Source organism: Planomonospora sp. ID82291 (genome assembly GCF_015711645.1).
Classification (GTDB): Bacteria; Actinomycetota; Actinomycetes; order Streptosporangiales; family Streptosporangiaceae; genus Planomonospora.
Window position 1 is genome coordinate 1,849,089 of the sequence record NZ_JABTEX010000001.1, and the last position, 18,501, is coordinate 1,867,589.

Here is an 18,501-nt window from a genome sequence, read left to right on the forward strand (position 1 = left end):
CTGAGGCACCGGCGATACGCCGGGTCCCGCCCTCCAGGAGGCCGTCATGAGCCGTCGCACGATCCTCCCGGTCACCGCCGCCCTCGCCTCGGCCGCGGTCCTGTCCCTCACCGTCCTGCCCGCCCATGCCGTCACCACCGTCGCGAGCGGCTGCGCCATCCGGCCGTACGGCCTCATCGGCGCCCGCTGGGTCCAGCTCGGCGGCGCGGACGGCAAGCTGGGTTGCCCGACCACGACCGAGCGGGACGTCCACCAGAACGGCGTCGGCTGGGCCGGCCGCCGCCAGACGTTCGCCCGCGGCCAGATCGCCTGGTCCCCCAAGAACGGTTCCACGATGGTGGTGGCCGCCTGGTCGGAGAAGGGCCGCGCCTACTTCGACTGGCATCGGACCGAACGCGCCTTCGACACGTTCATCGTCCTGCAGACCAGCGCCGCCGACCCGGGCGGTGACCAGGTGGACTTCCGCGGCGGTTTCCGAGGCCGCGCATACACCCCCATGCGCACCAACGGCGGCTACCGCTGGAACGTCAAGGGCTGCGACACCGGCGTCTTCGGCTCCCGCTGCCAGAAGACCTGGACCGTCTCCGTGACCGGCTGACCTTTGCGCGGACCGCGCAGCGGAGACGTTCCGTCTCGTCGCACCTGAGGCAATGCGTGTCTCTCACCTGCGACGCCTCGGATCGGACGAGACGGCGCCGAGCGAGAAACGCCCTTCGCCGCACCCGTACGGCCGCCGTGCTCCAGTGCCCGCCAGTGGATCTCCAGGGAAAAGCAAGTCGTCGAGGCCATCGTCTGTCCAGGGCCTTGAACTCCTCTCCGGCCTGAAGGCCGGAGATTCTCCCGTCACGTCGCGGTCAAGCGGCGCGCGGGGGTTGACGCTTCGCAGACCGGGTGACCCCTGAGTCTCCACGTCCTGCCACCACAGTTCCTGCGGCGGTTTCGATATTGATCGCGGCGTTGGTGTCGGCGTGACCGGTCCACCCGCATGCGTGGTCGGTGCAGGAGAACCTGATCCCGTCGCGGGCGGCCGGGTCGCGGTGACGGCATCGGTGGCAGGTCTGCGACGTGCCTGCCGCCGGGACTTTCACCACCCGGCCGCCGCGATCAGCGGTCTTGTACTCCAGCATGGTGACGGTTCGGCCCCAGGCTTGGCCGCTGATCGCCCGGTTCAGCCCGGCTTTCTGCGCGACGTTACGGCCGGGCTGCTCGGTGGTGCCGCGTGCTGAGCGGATCATGTTGGTGATCTGCAGGTCTTCCACCCCGATCTCGCTGAACGCTTCGGCGAGTTCGGTGCTGGTCCGGTGCTGCCAGCAGACGGCCCGGCGCTTGGCTGTCGCGCGGAGCCTGCCGATCTGGCGGTAGGTGCGGGCCTGCCGGTTCGAGATCGGCCGGCCCTTGCGATGGGCGGCCCGCTGCCGGGCGGCCTTCTTCTCCAACCGGCGCAGCCGTTCCTTCTCCCCCTCGCTCAGCCACGGCCCGTGTTCACGGGTGGTGCCGTCCGACAGGGCCAGGGCGACGTTGATGCCCCGGTCGATACCGATCCTGCCACCCGGATGCGGTGGCGGGATCACGGCTGGGGTTTCGGTACGGAAGACGATCTGCCAGCCGTAGGCGTCCTTGACCAGCCGGGCCCCGGTGATCCGCCCGGCCGGCCCGCCTCGGGTGACGCCGGGCAGGTCTTTGGTCCACCGGAACCGGACCCGGCCGGCTTTGGGCAGGTTGACCGCTCCCCACCGCCGGTTGATCCTCCCGATGTGCAGGTCACGGGCTTGGGGGACGTCCACCGCCATCCGGGAGCGCCGGGACTTGAACGTCGGACGCATCGCCGGATGGTCGGGGTTGAAGAAGTTCGCCCATGCTTGCCGGTAGGTCTTCAGCACCGCCTGGGCGGCCTGGGCGGGAAGCCGGGCCATCCAGTCGATCTGGTGGCGGGCGGCCCGGATCGCCTCGTCGCACGCTTTCAGCGGAGCCAGGCGGCCCTGGCGGAACGTGGTGTACTCGTGCAGCAGGTTCCATAGCGCGCGGGCGGTGTGCGCCTGGCCGTCCAGCAGCGCGCTTTGCGCGGCGGTCAGGTCGAGACGCGCCACGTGCGCCCGGGCCCGCTTCTGCTGTTTCACCCGCTGATCGTATCATTTGGTTTATGTCACCGCGATGGGAACCGAATCCCGAGGTCCGTACCGGGCGCCATGTCGTCTACAGCCTTCACGCTCATTTGGTGTTCGTCACAAAATACCGGCGTGGGGTGTTCACCGACGCGATGCTGACCCGCTGCGAGGAGATCATGCGGGAGGTGTGTGCGGACTTCGAGACCGAACTGCGCGAGTTCAACGGCGAACACGACCATGTCCACCTGCTCATCCACTACCCGCCCAAGGTGGCCCTCTCGAAACTGGTCAACAGCCTCAAAGGCGTCTCGGCGCGCCTGCTCCGCAAGGAATACGCCTGCCACGTCCGCCGATATCTGTGGGGCGGACATTTCTGGTCCGGCTCCTACTTCGCCGGGTCGGTGGGTGGAGCACCGCTGACGGTCCTGCGCCAGTACATCGAGCAGCAGCAACGACCACTCTGAGCAAGGCGGACGCCGGTTCGCCTGGCGGCGAATCGGCTGTTCCTGCCCCGCTATGCGGGGCGGTCGGCTTCACCCCGGCCTGAAGGCCGGAGCACTGCCGACGAACCCGGTAGATCGCGGTCCTGCACGACCAGAGGGGAGGAATGCCATGCGCGGCATTCTCACGATCGAAGATCTTCCTGCGGGCGTCTCCGAGCTCGCGGGCGAGGAACTGGAGACCGTCGCCGGCATCGACATCGTCCTGGACGACGGCACCGTGATCCAGGCGGGCATGAACCCCGGATCGGGCTACGTCTGCACCGCCAGCGCGGCAGGCGACTGCCGCCAGGCCTGATCGCCGCGGTGACCCGGCCGCGCTGACCGCGGCCGGGTTCCGGCGGTGGCCGGGGCCGGGCGTGGGGAAGCGTTGTGCCCGGCCCCGGTCGCGGAGCGGACAGCGGGGGGTCGGCGTCCGCGGGCGCCGACCCCCCGCGTATGACGGCGAAGGAGCACCTGACCGTGTTATTGATCATCAGCAGTGCCCGCGACGACTTGGTGCACGCCGTACTGCCGCGGTTGAGGGAGCGCGGCGTGCCGCTGCTGTGGTGGGACGAGGCCGACTACCCCGGGGCCTCCACCCTCACCACCGGCTTCGTCGACGGCCGCTGGCGCCAGACGCTGACCTGCCGGAGCGGGACATACGACCTGTCGGAGATCACCGCGGTCTGGCACCGCCGCCCCGACCGGCCGTCCGCCCCCGGGGTCCGCGAACCGTCGCAGCGGGAGTTCGCCGAACACGCGGCCCGGGCCGCGCTCACCGGAGCGTACGACCTGATGGCGGGGGCCCGGTGGATGCCGGCGACGCCGCAGCACGCCCTGGCGGTCGACAACAAGCTGCTGCACCTGTACCGGGCCACCGGGCTCGGCTTCACCGTGGCCGACACGGTCGTGACGAACGATCCCGGCGAGCTCGTCCCGGCCTGGAACCGCTCCGGCGGCCGGCTCATCACCAAGGCGCTCGGCTACCGCGCGTTCACCGTCGACGGCGAGGCCCGTCATCTCTTCACCGCGACGGTGCCCCGGCGGCGGCTGTCCGGCCGGCACCGGCTCCGGTACGGCCCGGCGATGCTGCAGCCCAATGTGCCCAAGGCGTACGAGCTGCGGGTGACGGTCGTCGGCGAGCGGGTGTTCGCCGCCCGCATCGACTCCCAGGCCTCCCGGCTGACCGCCGTCGACTGGCGGCACTACGAGGATCCCAAGGTGGGCTACACCCCCTACGACCTGCCGCGGGACGTCACCGAGCGGTGCGTGCGGCTGGTCGCGGGACTCGGCCTGAGTTACGGCGCGCTGGACTTCATCGTGACGCCGGACGGCCGGTACGTCTTCCTGGAGCTCAACGTCGACGGCCAGTGGGCCTTCGTCGAGCTGCTGACCGGCATGCCCATCGGTGACGCGATCGCCGACTGGCTCGCCGACGCCACCACCCGTTCCCACCCCGAGGGTCCCGTCGATGTCCGCTGACCGGAGCACGCGTTCCGCCACCCCCGCCTCCACTCCCACCCGCATCGCCGTACCCGCGCCCGTACCCGCGTCCGCACCCGCACCCGCACCCGCACCCGCACCCGCACCCGCGTCCGCCGCCTTCGCGGCGGACCTCGCCGACGCGGTCGCGCTCCTGCGCGACCTGCCCACCGCCCCAGGCGAGGTGGACCGGGCGCACCGGCGGGTGCGGGAGTGGAGCGAGCGGCGGCCGTGGCTGCGCGCCCAGCTCGCGGTCGACGAGCCGCCGGGCACGAACCGGGTCGGCTACGACCTGCTGCTGGACCATCCCGAGGGCGGGTCCGTCGCGCTGTCGGCCGAGACGGACGACGGCGTCCCCTGGCTGGTCGACCACTCCACCCACTGGGCCGCGGCGAACATCCTCAGCGTGGACGGGGTGGGACTGTCGATCGCGGCCGCGCTGTCGGCCATCCGGTCCCTCGGCGCCCGCGACCGGCGGTTGCACGAGCGGCTGATCGATTACCGCATCCTCCTCAGCGAGCTGTCGGACGCCATGCAGCCGCCGACGCCCGCGGAGATGCAGCGGGCCGCCGAGGAGTTCCGGCGCCGGCGCGGGCTCACCACCCGTGCGCAGACGCTGGACTGGCTGGCCGAGACCGGCACGTCCGAGGAGGCGTTCTGGGACCAGGTCAGGACCCGGGCGCGCATCGCCCGGATCCGCGAGCGCTTCGCCGGGGAGCCCGCCCGGCGCCACCTCGCCGAGCACCCGGAGCAGTTCACCCTGCGCCGGGCCGCCTGGGTGACCGCGGCTCGGCCGGACGCCCTGCACACCCTGCTCGACGGACCGGCGGCGGAGTTCACCGACCGGGTCACCGCGGCCCTGCTGCCCGGACGCGACGCCGACCGCGACGCCGACCGCCCGGCGGCGGCCGGGGAGAACGGGCAGAAGAGGGAGAACGGGGAGAAGGGGCGGGGACTGCGCCTGGAGGTCGCCGCGACGCTCACTCCCCGGCTGCCGGAGCCCCTGCGGACCGTGCCCGCGGGGACGGCCGTCGGACCGGTCCCCCACGACGGCGGCCATCTGGCCGGGGTCGTCTACGAGGTCGTCCCGCCCGACCCCGACGCGCCGCAGGTGCTCGACGCGGCCCGCGACGCGGCGTTCCAGGCGTGGCTGGACGAACGGCGGCGCACCTCGGAGATCCGGTGGTTCTGGCTGTGAGACGGCGCGTTCCGCTGCGGATGCAGCTCACCCGCAGTGACTGCGGCGCCGCCTGCCTGGCCATGGTCCTCGGCGGGCTGGGCCGCCGCACCGGTCTCGGTGAGGTGCGCGAGCATCTCGCCGAGGGCGTCGACGGTGTGAGCCTGCGCGAGATGATCCGGGCCGGGGCCCGCTTCGGACTGCGGCTGCGCGCCTGCCGCGCCCCGATGAGCACCGTCGCCGAGCTCCCCACGCCGTTCGTCGCCCTGTGGGAGAACAACCACTTCGTGGTGGTCGAACGGGCCACTCCTCGCGCCGTCGCCGTCCTGGACCCGGCGCGGGGCCGGCGGCGGCTGTCGCAGCGGCGGTTCCGGGCCGGTTACTCCGGCACGGTGCTGCTCGCCGACGCCCCCACCGGGCTCGTCCCGCCGGTCAGGTCCCGGCCGTGGCGGGCGCTGCGGCCGCTGATCGCGCCCGTGCTGGCCAACCGCGGGCTGATCGCCGCGGTGCTGCTGGCCTCACTAGGCGTGCAGCTCCTCGGTCTGGCCGTCCCCCTGTTCACCAAGCTCGTGGTGGACCGGCCGGCGGCGGCGGACACGGCGGCGCTCGCGGCGGCGGCCGCCTGCGTGGTGCTCACCCAGGTGCTGGTGGTGTGGACCCGCGCCCGGGTGATGATCCGGTTGCAGACCTCGGTCGCGGCCGAGGTGATGCGCGGACTCGTCGGCCACACGCTGTCCCTGCCCTACCGGTTCTTCCAGCGCCGCTCCAGAGGCGACCTGCTGAGCCGGCTCAGCGGCGTGGCGATGCTGCGCGACCTGCTCACCGAGCAGTCGCTGTCCTTCCTGCTCGACCTGTTCACCGCGGTGTCGTATCTGGCCCTGCTGACGGCGGCCTCGCCCCGGCTGGCGCTGCTGACGCTCGCGGCCGCCGCCGTCCAGGCCGTCGTGGTGCTGGCCACGACCCGCCGGGGGATGCACCTGGCCCTGGCCGCGCTGCACACCGGCGCAGCCACCCAGTCCACCCTGGTGGACAGCCTCGCCGGCATCGAGGCGATCAAGGCCTCCGGCGGCGAGCAGGCCGCCGCCGCCCGCTGGCGTGCCCACCACGACGAGGAGCTGACCACCGGGGCGGCCCGCGACCGGCACGTGGCCGGGGTGCAGGCGGTGAGCAGCGCCCTGGGGACGGCGCTGCACCTCGGACTGCTCGTCACCGTGTTCGCCGCCGCCGACACGGGCGCGACGCTGGGCGACCGGCTCGCCCTGGTGTCACTGGCCGTCGCCGCGACCGCGCCGCTGACCTCCCTGCTCGGCATCGTCTACCAGTTGCAGCTCGCAGCCGCGCACGTCGGGAGGATCACCGACCTGATGGGCGCGGAGCCGGAACGGCACGGCGGCCTCCGGCCGGCGGGCGGGCTGCGCGGCGGTATCACCGTCACCGGGCTCAGCACCGGCTACGACGCCCGCACCCCGGTGCTGCGCGACGTCTCCCTGCACATCCCGCCCGGCGCCCGGGTCGCGATCGTCGGCGCGTCCGGATCCGGCAAGACCACCCTCGGCCGCGCGCTGGTCGGGTTGGTCGAGCCGTCCACCGGGCGGATCCGCTTCGACGGCGTCCCGCTGGAGGAGTTCGACCGGCGGTGGCTGCGGCGGCAGGTCGGCGTCGTCACCCAGCAGCCGCACCTGTTCTCCGGCACCGTCAGGGCCAACATCGCGGGTTTCTCCGAGCTGAGCGGGCAGGCGGTCGAGCACGCCGCCCGGGTGGCCGAGATCCACGACGAGATCACGCGCCTGCCCCAGGGCTACGACACCGACGTCGGCGAGGGCGGCGGACGCCTGTCCGGCGGGCAGCGCCAGCGCCTGGCGCTGGCCCGCGCGCTGGCCCACCGTCCGCGGATCCTGCTGCTGGACGAGTCGACCGCCAGCCTGGACGCGGCCACCGAGGAGCGCATCCGCCGCAACCTGCTCGGGCTGGGGCAGACGCAGATCATCATCGCGCACCGGCTGTCGACCGTCCAGGACGCCGACCTGATCGTCGTGCTCGACCGGGGACGGGTCGTCGAGACCGGGACGCACCACGAGCTGACGGCCCACGGCGGCCACTACGCCGACCTGGTCCGCCACCAGCACCGTGCGCTCACCCCGCCGTGACTCCACCCACCGTGACACGGACCCCGCCATGACGCCCACCCGGCCATGACACGGACCCCGCCATGACGCCCACCCGGCCATGACACGGACACCGCCGTGACGCCCGGCCATCGGGCCGAGTGACGACGGATTCGCGGAAAATAACCCACATTCACCACGATTTCCGGCAAACTAGAGACAAGCTCATATTCGAGCGGAGGTGGACACGGGGGGAACGGGCCGCACGTGAGCGCTGAACCGGCCGGGCTGCACTTCTCCGTCCTGGGCCCGCTGACGGTGACCCGCGGGACGGAGCGGATCGACCTCGCAGGAGCCCGTGCCAGGACCCTGGTGGCGACGCTCCTCATCGCGCAGGGCACGATGGTGACGACCGACCGCATCATCGACGCGATGTGGGGAAAGCGGCCTCCGAACAGCGGGACGGCCACCCTGTACTCGTACATCACCAAGGTCAGGAAGGTCCTGGAGCCGGACCGGCCTCCCCGCGCGGCCACGGGTCTCCTCGACCGCCAGGGACCGGGCTACGTCCTGCGCGTCCGACCGGAAGCGGTGGACTCCGAGCGCTTCACCGCTCTGGCGGAGCGCGGCGCGCGGCTGCTGCCCGACGATCCGGCGGCGGCGCTGGAGAGCCTCACGGCCGCGCTGGCGCTGTGGCGCGGCCCCGCCTACGCCGACCTCGGCGACACCGACGTGGCGGCCGTGGAGATCTCCCGCCTGGAGAACGCCCGGCTGACCGCCCGCCAGGATCACGCGGCGGCCCGCCTCGCGACGGGCGCGGCCGCCCAGGCGGTGGGGGAACTGGAGCCGCTGGTCCGCGAGCACCCCCTGACCGAGCGGTCCTGGGAACTCCTCGCGCTCGCCCTGTACCGGGCCGGGCGGCAGGGGGACGCCCTGGCCGCCCTCCGCACGGCGCGCGAGCGGCTGGCGGAGGAACTCGGCGTGGACCCCGGCCCCGCGCTGCGCGCCATGGAGGCCGCGGTGCTCCGGCAGGACCCCGCCCTGGACCGGTCGCCCGGGAAGGAGCCGGCGGCGGTCGCCCGGCCCGTCGAGCCGGGGGAACCCGCCCGCCCGCGGCTTCCGGTGCCGCTGACCCGCCTCATCGGACGCGACGCCGCCGTGGACGCGATCGAGGGTCTGCTCGCCGCGCACCGGCTGGTCACGATCACCGGTCCCGCCGGAGCGGGCAAGAGCCGCACGGCCCTGGAGATCGCTCGGAGGCGCCGGGACGGGGACGGCCCCTGGCTGGCGCTCCTGGCCGACGTGACGGACGCGGAGCTGCTGCCGACCGCGGTCGGCGCGGCGATGGGCACGGCCGTCACGGCCGACGCCGACCACCTCGCCGCGTCGATCGGCGACCGGGAGACGCTGCTCGTCCTCGACAACTGCGAACACCTGGTCGACGAGGTCGCGCCGCTCGCGGAGGCGCTGCTGTCCCGCTGCCCCGGCCTGCGGCTGCTCGCCACGAGTCGCGAGCCGCTGGCCGTCGCGGGGGAGACGACCTGGGAACTGCTGCCGCTGGATCCCGATGGGGCGGCCGTCGAGCTTTTCGTGGAACGATCCGTCGCCGTCCGCCCGGGTCTGCGCCCACGGCACGACGAACGGGAGCTGATCTCCCGGATCTGCCGGGAACTGGACGGCCTCCCCCTGGCCATCGAACTCGCGGCGGCCCAGACCCGGGTCCTGTCCCTCGACCGGATCGCCGCCGGGCTCCACGACCGGTTCACCCTGCTGTCCTCCGGCCCCCGCACCGCCCCGGAACGCCATCGGAGCCTGGAGGCGGCGATCGCGTCGAGCGTGCGTCTGCTCACCCCTCCCGAGAGGGAGCTGCTCGGCGGCCTGAGCCTCTTCGAGGGCGGGTTCGACCTGGAGGCGGCCGAGCAGGTGGCGGGGTCTCCGGCGGTGACGCCCAGGCTGAGCGGTCTCGTCGCCAAGTCGCTGGTCACCGTGGACGGCGCCGCGACGCCCCGGCGCTACCGGATGCTGGAGACCATCCGGCAGTACGCCGTCCGCGACCTGCCCGCCGGCGAGCGGGACCGGTGGGCCGGCCGCCACCTCGCGTGGGCGGTGGAGCTGGCCGAGACGGCCGAACGGCGCCTGCGCACCTTCGACGGGGAACTCTGGCTGCGCAGGATCCGGCACGAGCAGGCGAACATGCGGGCCGCCCTCGGCCACGCCCTGGCCACGGGCGACGGGGACTCCGCGCTGCGCGTCGCCTCCGCGCTGTCATGGTTCTGGTACCGCGACGGCGACGTGCACGAGGGCATCGCGTGGCTGTCCGAGGCCCTCGGCCGTACGGGCGCCGACCATCCGGGGCGGGCACGGGCGCTGGTCGGGCGGGCGCTGCTCCGCTATCTCCAGGGCGACCCGTCCGCCGGGAACGACGACATCGAGCTCGCGCTGCGGCAGGCCGCGGCCACCGGTGAGGTGGAGGTCATGGCCCGCGCCCTGCCGTACCGGGCGTACTTCCTCCAGCTCAGCGGGGACCCCGGGCGGGCGCGGATCGCGCTCGCCGAGGGCCGCGAGCACGTGCGGACCGCGGGACTGTCCTGGATCGAGGCCGAGACGATGATGGTTCGCGGGCAGATCACCCGGGCGGCGGGTGATCCGCTGCTCGCCGTCGAACAACTCGCGCGGGCCGCCGACATCGCCGAGGCCTGCGGCCATGACTGGGCGTACTGCTCCGCGGGCTGGATCGCGGCGAAGGTCGCCATGGACCTGGGCGAGGCCGACCGGGCGGTGCAGCAGATGGCCCGCATGGTCGTGCGCCTCGACCGCATGCAGGACGTGACCTCCTGGCTCGCCTGCGCCCACGTGCTCGCCGGAGCGCTCGGCATGACGGGTCGCGCGGTGGACGGCGCGGTGCTCCTCGGCGCGGTCTCGGCCATCGGTTCCCGGGTGGGCTACTCCCCCGAGCTCATGGATCCGCTGGACGGCCCCCGGAACGTCGCCGCCGTGCGGACCGCCCTGCCGCCGGAGGCGTACGACCAGGCGACGGCCATGGGATCGAGCCTCACGAAGGAGGACGCCACCGCGATGGCGCGCCGCCTCATCGTGACCGCCCCCGGCGACCACCGGCGGACGGCCCTGCGCCGCGACCGCTCCTGAATCCGGGACCGCTCCTGAATCCGGGACCGACGGACTCCGGTTCGGTCCGAGGGCCGGCGAGGACCCCCGGCGACCCCGGTGAGGACACCCGTCGGGACGAGGTCCGAGGGTGCGGCGGGAAGCCTCCGGCGGAGGGGAGCCGAACGGATCGGCGTCGTACGGATCGACGTCGAGGTCACTTCCGCCGGATCTCCCAGACCACCTCGACGCCGCTCTCCCCGGGCGCCACCGGCTCCCGGGACACCCGCCCCACCTGGCGGTAGCCCAGGCGCCGCGGTACGGCGCCGCTCGCATGGTTCGTCGCGTCGTGCTTGATCACGATTCGCTCGATCCCGGGCAGGGCGAGCCCTTCGCCGGTGAGCGCCTCGACCGCGGCCGTCATGTGTCCCCGGCCCGTGTGACCGCCGTGCAGCCAGTACCCGATCTCCAGTGCCCCGGGGCCGACGCGGGCCATCAGGCTGACGGATCCGACGACCGTGCCGTCGGCGGCGAGCCGGATGAGGTAACCGAACACGGTGCCCCCGGCCCAGCCCTCCTCCGCGCGCCGGATCCAGTCGAGGGCGTCCTCGGTCGAGTGCCCGTCGTGGGCCCAGGGCATCCACGGCCGCAGATGCGCGATGGACTCACCGATCGCCGCCGCGACGCTCTCGGTGTCGGCCTCCCGCACCCGATGGAGCACGACGGGACCGGCGGTGATCTGCTCGGGAGGAGCGGCCTGTTCCATCGGGACATCCTGATGGAGGCGTCACCGCCGGCGCAATCGGTGATCCCGACCGGCTCGGCCCCCTGGAAAAAGATCCGAGGTGAGGCATCATGGACGCCATGACGGTGGGGGACGGCGACGGCTGGGCCCGGTGCGCCCGGGGCCACCGGCACTGGGGCCTGTACGGCGCGTCCGGGTTGCTCGCCGTCCACCACGACTCGGCGGGCGCCCCCCACGTCCTCATGCAGAAACGCTCCCCGTGGAGCCATCACGGCGGCACCTGGGGGCTGCCCGGCGGTGCCCGCGACAGCCACGAGGACGCGATCACCGGCGCCCTGCGCGAGGCCCGCGAGGAGGCGGCGCTGTACGGCGACGGCCTCCGCGTTCAGGGCGTCTACCTCGACGACCACGGGGGCTGGTCCTTCGAGACGGTGATCGCCGAGGCCGCGGAGCTGCTGCCCGCGGTCCCGGCCAACAGCGAGAGCACCGACCTGCGCTGGCTGCCCGTCGAGGAGATCACCGCCAGGCGGCTCCATCCGGGCTTCGCGGAGACCTGGCCCGCGATCAGGCCGGCCCTCGGCCCCCTGGTGCTCGTCCTCGACGCCGCCAACATCGTCGGCGCGCGCGCCGAGCACGGCTGGTGGAAGGACCGCGCCGGGGCGACCGCCAAGCTGCTCTCCGAGGTCGCGGCCCTCGCCGAGGGCGGTCTGCACGCCGTACCCGGGCACGTGCCCGTCCTGGCCCGCTGGTTCCCGCGGATCGTCACGGTCGTCGAGGGCGCCGCCCGGGAGGTGTCCGCACCGCGCGGCGTCACCGTCCTGGCCGCGCCGGGCAGCGGGGACGACACGATCGTGCGGGCCGTCCGGGAGAGCGCCGACTGGGAGCGCGTCCTCGTCGTCACCGCCGACCGCGCCCTGCGCGGCCGCGTCGCCGAACTCGGCGCCGAGGTCACCGGTCCGAGGTGGCTGCTGTCGCAGTTGTGAGCGTTCTCCCGGCGGGGAGCCGTCCGCTCCGGCATGCGGCACGGCACGGCCCGGCGGGAGCACGGGGTACGGGGTACGGGGTACGGGGTACGGGGGGAGCATGAGGTCCCGCCGGAGCATGAGGTCCCGCAGGAGCATGAGGTCCCGCAGGAGCATGAGGTCCCGCAGGAGCATCTGGCACGATGGGGGCCATGTCTCATCTCCACACCGATCAGCGACGGGCGTGGACGGATGAGGACGGACCGGTCCCCCCCGATTCCTGGGGCCGCGGCCTCTCCGCGGGGCGCGCCCTGCCCTGGGGCTTCATGCTCGTCATCGCCCTGCTCGTCGTGGGGCGGTTCGCCCTCGCCCCCCACCTGACCTCGGCGGCGCTGCGGACCTGGGCCACGATCTTCGTGGCCATCTGCGTGCAGGCCCTGCCGTTCCTGGTCTTCGGCGTCGCCCTGTCCGCCGCGATCACCGCGTTCGTCCCGGCCTCGTTCTGGACCCGGGCGCTGCCCGCGCGACCCTCGGCGGCCGTGCCCGTGGCCGGGATGGCGGGCGCGGTGCTCCCGGGCTGCGAGTGCGCGTCGGTCCCGGTCGCGTCGGGGCTGATGGCCCGGGGGGTGACCCCGGCCGCCGCGCTGGCCTTCCTGCTCGCCTCACCCGCGATCAACCCGATCGTGCTGGTCGCCACCGCCGTCGCCTTCCCCGGCCAGCCGCTCATGGTCGCCGCCAGGTTCGGCGCCTCGCTGACCGTGGCGGTGCTCGTCGGCTGGCTCTGGCTGCGGTTCGGCCGGAGCGAGTGGCTGCGGATCCCGTCCCGCCCGCACGGCGGGGGCTCGAAGCTCGCCGCGTTCGGCGAGGCCATGCGGCACGACCTGCTGCACGCCGGCGGGTTCCTCATCGTCGGCGGCCTGGCCGCCGCCACGCTCAACGTGCTCGTCCCCCGCGAGTGGCTGACCGCCGTGGCCCGGATCCCCTGGCTGGCGGTGCTGGTCATGGCCCTGCTCGCCGTACTGCTGTCGATCTGCTCGGAGGCCGACGCGTTCGTGGCCGCCTCGATGACGGCGTTCTCCCCGACCGCGAAGCTCGCCTTCCTGGTGGTCGGGCCGATGGTCGACCTCAAGCTGATCGCGCTGCAGATCGGCACCTTCGGCCGCGCGTTCGCGGTCAGGTTCGTCCCGCTGACCTTCGTGCTCGCCGTACTGGTGAGCGCCCTGTCCGGATGGCTGCTGCTGTGAACCGCCTGTCCCAGAACCTGGTCCTGGCCCTGCTGGGCGGCGCCGTGCTGCGGATCTCGGCGTTCTCCACGACCTACCTGAACTACGTCAAGCCCGGTTTCCGGCCGTTCCTGATCGGCGCCGGGGCGGGGCTGCTGATCCTCGGCCTCACCGGCCTGGTCCAGGCCTGGCGGGTGGGGGAGGAGCACGGGGACGGGCCCGTGCAGGGGCGTGCGGCCGAGGGCGGGGACACGGACGGGAGCGGTACCGACCACGCACACGGGCACGGGCACGCAAACGGGCACGGGCACGGGCACGCAAACGGGCACGGGCACGGCGGTCCGCGGGTCGCCTGGTTGCTGTGCCTGCCGGTGTTCGCCATCTTCCTGATCGCGCCGCCCGCCCTGGGCTCGTTCGCCGCCGCCCGTTCCGACGACACGCCCCGGCCGCGCTCGCAGGCGCTCAGCGCCTTCACCCCGCTGACCGGAGACGGCCCGGTGGACATGAAGATCGGCGAGTTCATCGGCCGGGCCTGGGACGACGAGAAGAAGTCCCTGACCGGCCGCCGGGTCCGGCTGACCGGTTTCGCCGTACCGTCCAAGAAGCGGGGCCAGTGGTATCTGACGCGGATGCAGCTGGCCTGCTGCGCCGCGGACGCCTTCCCGCTGAAGGTCGCGATCAAGGGGGTTCCCGCGCCGCCCGCCGACACCTGGGTCGAGGTGACCGGCACCTGGATCCCCCCGACGTTCGAGAAGATGCCCAACGGGGTGGTCCATCCGGAGTTGTCCGCCACGGATCTGGTGAAGATCGACGCCCCCGCCGAGCCGTACGAGGACTGAACCCCCGGAGGGACCCGTGGATCTCGGTCTGGCCCTGGCCCAGTACGGCCCGCCGTCCAGGGGCGAGACGGGCCGCGGCCTGACCGTGATCGTCCTCATGGTCGCCGGCCTGATCATCGGAACGGTGATCGCCGTGCTCACCGTGCTGGACCCGACCGCGGCGCAGGATTCTCCGCCGGCCTCCGCCGGCGCCTCGGACGCTCCGGGCGACGCCCGGTCGGAGGAGGCCGTACGGCAGGCCGCCCAGGACGCGTTCGACGCCTACGCGGGCGGGCGGTCCGGCGACTTCTGGGACCTGTGGAGCACCCGGGCCCGGTCGTCGATCACCCGTGAGGAGTACGTGCGCCTGTTCCGGCTCTGCCCCCAGCTCGTCGCCGACGCGGCGTTCACCGTCACCGACGTCCACGTCATGGGAGACACCGCCCTGGTGACGGCGAGCCGCACCGGCGACCCGACCCCCTACGACTACGACTTCGTCCGGGAGGACGGCGCGTGGCGGCACGTCCCGCCGCCGGAGGAGCAGGAGGAGTACCGGGCCAAGGGCGTCGACCGGATCGCCGCGGAACGCCGGACCGCCGGCGCCTGCGGCACCCCCGCCGCCCCCTCCGTCCCGATCGCGCCCTCCGTTTTCCCGACCGCCCCCTCCGTCCCGATCGCGCCCTCCGTTTTCCCGACCGGTTGAATCCGGGACGCCCCCGCCTCCTGCGGACGGGAACCGGTCGCCGTCTCACCGGCGCCGCTTCACCACCGTGGTGGCGATGATCTTCTTGGCGGAGGCGACGCCGTTGGTCACGGTGCCGGTCACCTGGACCTGAGCACCGGCCGGGAGGGCGGCCGGCGTGGAGACGGTCCGGTTCAGAGTGACGACCGCCCCATCGGCCACGGGGATCGTGGTCTGCGCGAGACCGGTCCTGGCCAGGTGGGTCACGGTCACGGTGGCGGCGTCGGCGTCCACCGCGGCGATCATGCCGTCCTGACGGAAGCTCCAGGTCGTCGTCACCACCAGCCGGGTGGCGGAGCCGACGCTGTTGGTCACGGTGCCGGTCACCTTGATACGGGCGCCGACCGGCACCTCGGCGAGCGTCGCGGCGACACCGTCGACCAGCACCACCGCCTCTTCGGCCACCGGAATCGCGCTCTCCGCACCGTTGGCCGCCGCCACGGTGAGCGTCGCGGCATCGGCGTCCACCGCGGCCACCGTACCGTCCTGACGGAAACTCCAGGTCGTCGTCACCACCAGCCGGGTGGCGGTGCGGGTGCCGCTGATGCCGGTGCCGGTCACCTTGATGCGGGCGCCGACGGGCACCTCGGCCGTCGTCGCGGCGACACCGTCGACGGTCACGGCGGCGGTGGCGGCGACGGCGAGGGAGACCTGGGCGGTGGCACCGCCGGCGGCCGGGACGGTGACGGTGAGGGTCGCGGCGCCGGCGTCCACCGCGGCGACGACGCCCTCGGTCCGGAACGTCACCGACTTGGCGGGGGCGGGACGCCACTTCGACGCCGTCACCACGGCGGGAGCCGCCACGGCGGACGCGGGCTGGACGGCCAGGCCGCTGAAGGCCAGGCCGGCGGCGACGGAGAAGGAGAGCAGGCGGTGCTTGCGCATGAAGACGGACTCCTCGGCTGGTGTGGCGGAACCCCGACAATGCACTCCGAACATGACCGGTCACGGTGCGAAGCGGTTGTCGTACGGTTGCCGGCGGCTTTTCCCCTCAGCTCCTCAACTCCTCGACTCCGCCGCTCGGCGTGACAGGAGGGTCCTCATCGGATTCTCAGGCTCCCGCCATCGGCGTCTCATCCGGACCGCCGAACATCGGTCCAGGTAAACGAAGCGAAACCGAACAAGGAGTGTCATGAACCGCACCAAGCGCCTGGTCGTCGTCGCCGGTCTCGGCACCGCTCTCGCCGGAGGTCTGGTCGTGCCGGTGGCGGCCTGGGCCGCCGAACCGACCCCCGCTTCCTCGTCGACGGCCTCCGGCCCCACGACCGGCACCACGACCGGGGACGGACGGCGCGGCGGGCACGGCGGGCACGGCGACCGCGGCCAGAAGGCCGCCGAGCTCGCCGAACTCCTCGGCGTCGACGAGGCCAAGGTCACCGCGGCGCTGGAGGAGATCCGCGGAGCCCGCGGCACCGGCAAGGACTTCCAGCCGGGCGACCGTACCGCGATGGCCGAGGCCCTGGCCGCCGAGCTCGGCGTGAGCGCCGACAAGGTGACCGCGGCGCTGGACACGTTGCGGCAGAAGCGCACCGCCGCGGCCGAGACCGCACTGACCGAGCGGCTCAAGACCGCCGTCACCGCGGGCACGATCACCCAGGCCGAGGCCGACGCCGTCCTCAAGGCGCACCGCGCCGGCCTGCTGGGCGGCGGCCCCCGCGGCGGAGGGAAGGCCGCCGACACCGCCACCGCGACCGAGTAGGGATCGATCCGGTCAGCGATCCTGATCAGAGAGCACCGGCCGGGGCGCGAGCCGCCCCGGCCGATACCGCGTTCCCGTGTTCCCGTGTTCCCGTGTTCCCGTGTTCCCGTGTTCCCGCCCGAACCCACGCTCCCGCCGGGTACGGCTCCGCACCCGGGCCCCGGTCCGACCGGCTGCGTCCGGATACCGACGCGACCGGCTGTGGTCCGCACGTCGGCCGGCCGGTCCTCGGCTTCTCCACCGATCGTCTGCCCCATATTTCCTACGACAGGCGAATCGCTCGGAATCTAGGATGTCGCGCGTTCCGACGACGCCAAGAACCGACATCAGGAGCCGACATGCAGCCACGACACGAAGAGCCTCCCGCACGGCCCTCGGTGGTCCGCCCGGCGACTCCCGGAGACGCGGCGCTGCTCGCGGAGCTGAACCGCCACGTGCACGACATCCACGTGGCGCACCGGCCGGACCTCTTCCGCGAGAACCCGTCCGCCGAGGATCTGACGGCGGGCTTCAGGGAGCGGATCGACGACGGGTCGTTCAGGATCTTCATCGCCGAGCTCCCCGACGTGCCGGCCGCCGGGTACGCGATGGCGGCCGTCCACCGCCGTGCCGCCGGCGTCCTCACCGCCGAGGACGCGTTCATCGTCCTGGAACACCTGGCCGTGGCACCGCAGGCGACCCGTCGCGGCGTCGGGACCGCGCTGCTCGACGCCGTCCGCGAGGCGGGCCGGGAGGCCGGGTGCAGGCGTTTCGTCACCGAGGTCTGGGACTTCAACACCGAGGCGCTGGCCTTCTACGAGGCGGCCGGATTCTCTCCGATGAGACGCCTGTTCGACCAGCTCCTGTAGGAGACCGGCCGGGACGATGGGGCCGGTCACGTCGGTGGGAACGGCGGGGAGGACACCCGACGCCGTACGGTGACCGGCCCGGATGTCCGGCGCGTTTCACAATCTAAAACTTTGCATGACCTGAAATTTTTTGGGCACCCCACTCGTTCTGCCCATCGTGGACAGCAACGACGAGCTCGGCCGGAGAGACCGGAAGAAGCTCGAAACCCGTGCGGCGCTGGAGCGGGCCGCCCTCAGGCTGGTCGCCGAACGCGGTCTCGCCGACGTCACCGTCGAGGACATCGCCGGAGCGGTGGACGTCTCCTCCCGCACGTTCTTCAACTACTTCCCCACCAAGGAGGACGCCCTCATCGGAGGGGACCCGACGGCTGCCGCCGACCTGTGCGGGAAGCTGACGGCCGTCCCCGCCGCCGTGCCCGCGCTGGAGGCGTTGCGACTGGTGCTGCGGGAGGCGGCCGTGAGCATCCAGGAGCAGCGCGAGCAGTGGCTGCTCCGGCTCAAGGTCTTCGAGCAGAACCCGTCGCTGCTGCCCCGCCTCGTCGCAGGCGGGACCGAGACCGAGCGGTCCCTGACGGCCGTCGTCGCCGGTAGGTTCGGTGCCGGTCGGTTCGGTGCCGGTCCCGACGCCACGGAGCAGGCCGGCGCGGGTCCGGCCGCTGAGACCGACGACGGCCCCACCGGTGACGGTCACGCCGAGCTCGTCACCGCCGTGGCCCTGACGGCCTTCCGGGTGGCGATGATGCGGTGGAGCGCCGCGGCCGGCGACCCGCTCCTGGTCGACCTGCTCGATGACGCCTTCTCCCGGCTGTCCACCGGACTGCCCGATCCCGGGCCGTCGGTCACCTGACCGCCCCGCTCCGCCGTTCCTCCCCCTTCTTCTCCCGGACTCCTGCTCCTCTCCGGATCCCCTCCGCCCTCTTCCCGCACCGCCCCGTCCCCCTCCTGAACCGCCCCGGCGCCCCGCCGGGGGACCGCGGACGTCCCGGACGCCGTACCGACCCCGACCCC

At 73.3% G+C, this 18,501-nt stretch carries 17 protein-coding genes; 14 read left to right on the top strand and 3 right to left on the bottom strand.

The window, feature by feature from the left end:
• Positions 1-46: 46 nt before the first annotated feature.
• A complete protein-coding gene (locus HS045_RS08230; protein ID WP_196450517.1) occupies positions 47-598 on the top strand; it encodes an LGFP repeat-containing protein in 552 nt (183 codons plus the stop codon).
• A 256-nt stretch (positions 599-854) separates the two neighbouring features.
• Here HS045_RS08230 and HS045_RS08235 read toward each other — a convergent pair whose 3' ends face one another.
• Positions 855-2,117 carry a transposase gene (locus tag HS045_RS08235; protein WP_307827421.1) on the bottom strand — a complete coding sequence of 421 codons (1,263 nt, stop codon included), beginning with the start codon at positions 2,115-2,117 and terminating at the stop codon, positions 855-857.
• A gap of 23 nt (positions 2,118-2,140) precedes the next feature.
• On the opposite strand from HS045_RS08235, the gene tnpA reads away from it, so the two are divergent.
• The 6 genes from tnpA to HS045_RS08265 all read left to right on the top strand — a co-directional run bounded on the left by tnpA (position 2,141) and on the right by HS045_RS08265 (position 10,498).
• Complete coding sequence (tnpA, locus tag HS045_RS08240) at positions 2,141-2,569, top strand: IS200/IS605 family transposase (protein WP_196450518.1); 429 nt, start codon at positions 2,141-2,143, stop codon at positions 2,567-2,569.
• Between the two features lie 148 nt (positions 2,570-2,717).
• Positions 2,718-2,903 (top strand): hypothetical protein, encoded by a 186-nt coding sequence (locus HS045_RS08245; RefSeq protein WP_196450519.1) that lies wholly within the window; start codon positions 2,718-2,720, stop codon positions 2,901-2,903.
• A gap of 140 nt (positions 2,904-3,043) precedes the next feature.
• Positions 3,044-4,069, top strand: a complete 1,026-nt coding sequence (locus HS045_RS08250) for an MvdC/MvdD family ATP grasp protein (protein WP_230883479.1) — start codon at positions 3,044-3,046, stop codon at positions 4,067-4,069.
• Complete coding sequence (locus HS045_RS08255) at positions 4,059-5,267, top strand: TIGR04500 family putative peptide maturation system protein (RefSeq protein WP_196450521.1); 1,209 nt, start codon at positions 4,059-4,061, stop codon at positions 5,265-5,267. The genes HS045_RS08250 and HS045_RS08255 overlap by 11 nt, the downstream gene beginning before the upstream one ends.
• Positions 5,264-7,393, top strand: coding sequence for a peptidase domain-containing ABC transporter (locus HS045_RS08260; protein WP_196450522.1), 2,130 nt, complete (start codon positions 5,264-5,266; stop codon positions 7,391-7,393). The genes HS045_RS08255 and HS045_RS08260 overlap by 4 nt, the downstream gene beginning before the upstream one ends.
• Positions 7,394-7,618: 225 nt before the next feature.
• Complete coding sequence (locus HS045_RS08265) at positions 7,619-10,498, top strand: BTAD domain-containing putative transcriptional regulator (RefSeq protein ID WP_196450523.1); 2,880 nt, start codon at positions 7,619-7,621, stop codon at positions 10,496-10,498.
• Between the two features lie 175 nt (positions 10,499-10,673).
• Here the strand turns inward: HS045_RS08265 and HS045_RS08270 are convergent, their stop codons facing one another.
• A complete protein-coding gene (locus tag HS045_RS08270) occupies positions 10,674-11,222 on the bottom strand; it encodes a GNAT family N-acetyltransferase (RefSeq protein WP_196450524.1) in 549 nt (182 codons plus the stop codon).
• An 89-nt stretch (positions 11,223-11,311) separates the two neighbouring features.
• On the opposite strand from HS045_RS08270, the gene HS045_RS08275 reads away from it, so the two are divergent.
• The 4 genes from HS045_RS08275 (at position 11,312) to HS045_RS08290 (ending at position 14,907) form a co-directional block, all read left to right on the top strand.
• Positions 11,312-12,184 (top strand): NUDIX hydrolase, encoded by an 873-nt coding sequence (locus HS045_RS08275; RefSeq protein ID WP_307827422.1) that lies wholly within the window; start codon positions 11,312-11,314, stop codon positions 12,182-12,184.
• 191 nt (positions 12,185-12,375) lie between these two features.
• Positions 12,376-13,407: a permease gene (locus tag HS045_RS08280; RefSeq protein ID WP_196450525.1), complete on the top strand. Its 1,032-nt coding sequence runs from the start codon at positions 12,376-12,378 to the stop codon at positions 13,405-13,407.
• On the top strand, positions 13,392-14,225 hold the full coding sequence (locus HS045_RS08285) for a TIGR03943 family protein (RefSeq protein WP_196450526.1): 834 nt from the start codon (positions 13,392-13,394) through the stop codon (positions 14,223-14,225). Before HS045_RS08280 ends, HS045_RS08285 begins: the two co-directional genes overlap by 16 nt.
• Before the next feature lie 16 nt (positions 14,226-14,241).
• The gene (locus HS045_RS08290; RefSeq protein ID WP_196450527.1) at positions 14,242-14,907 is read left to right on the top strand and encodes a hypothetical protein; all 666 of its coding nucleotides are present in this window, start codon (positions 14,242-14,244) and stop codon (positions 14,905-14,907) included.
• A gap of 45 nt (positions 14,908-14,952) precedes the next feature.
• On the opposite strand, the gene HS045_RS08295 is transcribed toward HS045_RS08290, so the two are convergent.
• Positions 14,953-15,831 (bottom strand): hypothetical protein, encoded by an 879-nt coding sequence (locus HS045_RS08295; protein ID WP_196450528.1) that lies wholly within the window; start codon positions 15,829-15,831, stop codon positions 14,953-14,955.
• Positions 15,832-16,078: 247 nt separating this feature from the next.
• Here HS045_RS08295 and HS045_RS08300 point away from each other — a divergent pair, with 247 nt between their 5' ends.
• From HS045_RS08300 to HS045_RS08310, 3 genes are all read left to right on the top strand, one after another.
• A complete protein-coding gene (locus tag HS045_RS08300) occupies positions 16,079-16,645 on the top strand; it encodes a hypothetical protein (RefSeq protein WP_196450529.1) in 567 nt (188 codons plus the stop codon).
• Between the two features lie 338 nt (positions 16,646-16,983).
• Positions 16,984-17,493, top strand: a complete 510-nt coding sequence (locus tag HS045_RS08305) for a GNAT family N-acetyltransferase (protein WP_196450530.1) — start codon at positions 16,984-16,986, stop codon at positions 17,491-17,493.
• Between the two features lie 157 nt (positions 17,494-17,650).
• On the top strand, positions 17,651-18,340 hold the full coding sequence (locus HS045_RS08310) for a TetR family transcriptional regulator (protein WP_196450531.1): 690 nt from the start codon (positions 17,651-17,653) through the stop codon (positions 18,338-18,340).
• The last annotated feature ends 161 nt before the right edge of the window (positions 18,341-18,501 follow it).

Coding starts and splice junctions, on each gene's coding strand:
- HS045_RS08230 (WP_196450517.1), top strand. CDS start 47: ATGAGCCGTCGCACGATCCTCCCGGTCACCGCCGCCCTCGCCTCGGCC.
- tnpA (WP_196450518.1), top strand. CDS start 2,141: ATGTCACCGCGATGGGAACCGAATCCCGAGGTCCGTACCGGGCGCCAT.
- HS045_RS08245 (WP_196450519.1), top strand. CDS start 2,718: ATGCGCGGCATTCTCACGATCGAAGATCTTCCTGCGGGCGTCTCCGAG.
- HS045_RS08250 (WP_230883479.1), top strand. CDS start 3,044: ATGACGGCGAAGGAGCACCTGACCGTGTTATTGATCATCAGCAGTGCC.
- HS045_RS08255 (WP_196450521.1), top strand. CDS start 4,059: ATGTCCGCTGACCGGAGCACGCGTTCCGCCACCCCCGCCTCCACTCCC.
- HS045_RS08270 (WP_196450524.1), bottom strand. CDS start 11,222: ATGGAACAGGCCGCTCCTCCCGAGCAGATCACCGCCGGTCCCGTCGTG.
- HS045_RS08275 (WP_307827422.1), top strand. CDS start 11,312: ATGGACGCCATGACGGTGGGGGACGGCGACGGCTGGGCCCGGTGCGCC.
- HS045_RS08280 (WP_196450525.1), top strand. CDS start 12,376: ATGTCTCATCTCCACACCGATCAGCGACGGGCGTGGACGGATGAGGAC.
- HS045_RS08285 (WP_196450526.1), top strand. CDS start 13,392: ATGGCTGCTGCTGTGAACCGCCTGTCCCAGAACCTGGTCCTGGCCCTG.
- HS045_RS08295 (WP_196450528.1), bottom strand. CDS start 15,831: ATGCGCAAGCACCGCCTGCTCTCCTTCTCCGTCGCCGCCGGCCTGGCC.
- HS045_RS08300 (WP_196450529.1), top strand. CDS start 16,079: ATGAACCGCACCAAGCGCCTGGTCGTCGTCGCCGGTCTCGGCACCGCT.
- HS045_RS08305 (WP_196450530.1), top strand. CDS start 16,984: ATGCAGCCACGACACGAAGAGCCTCCCGCACGGCCCTCGGTGGTCCGC.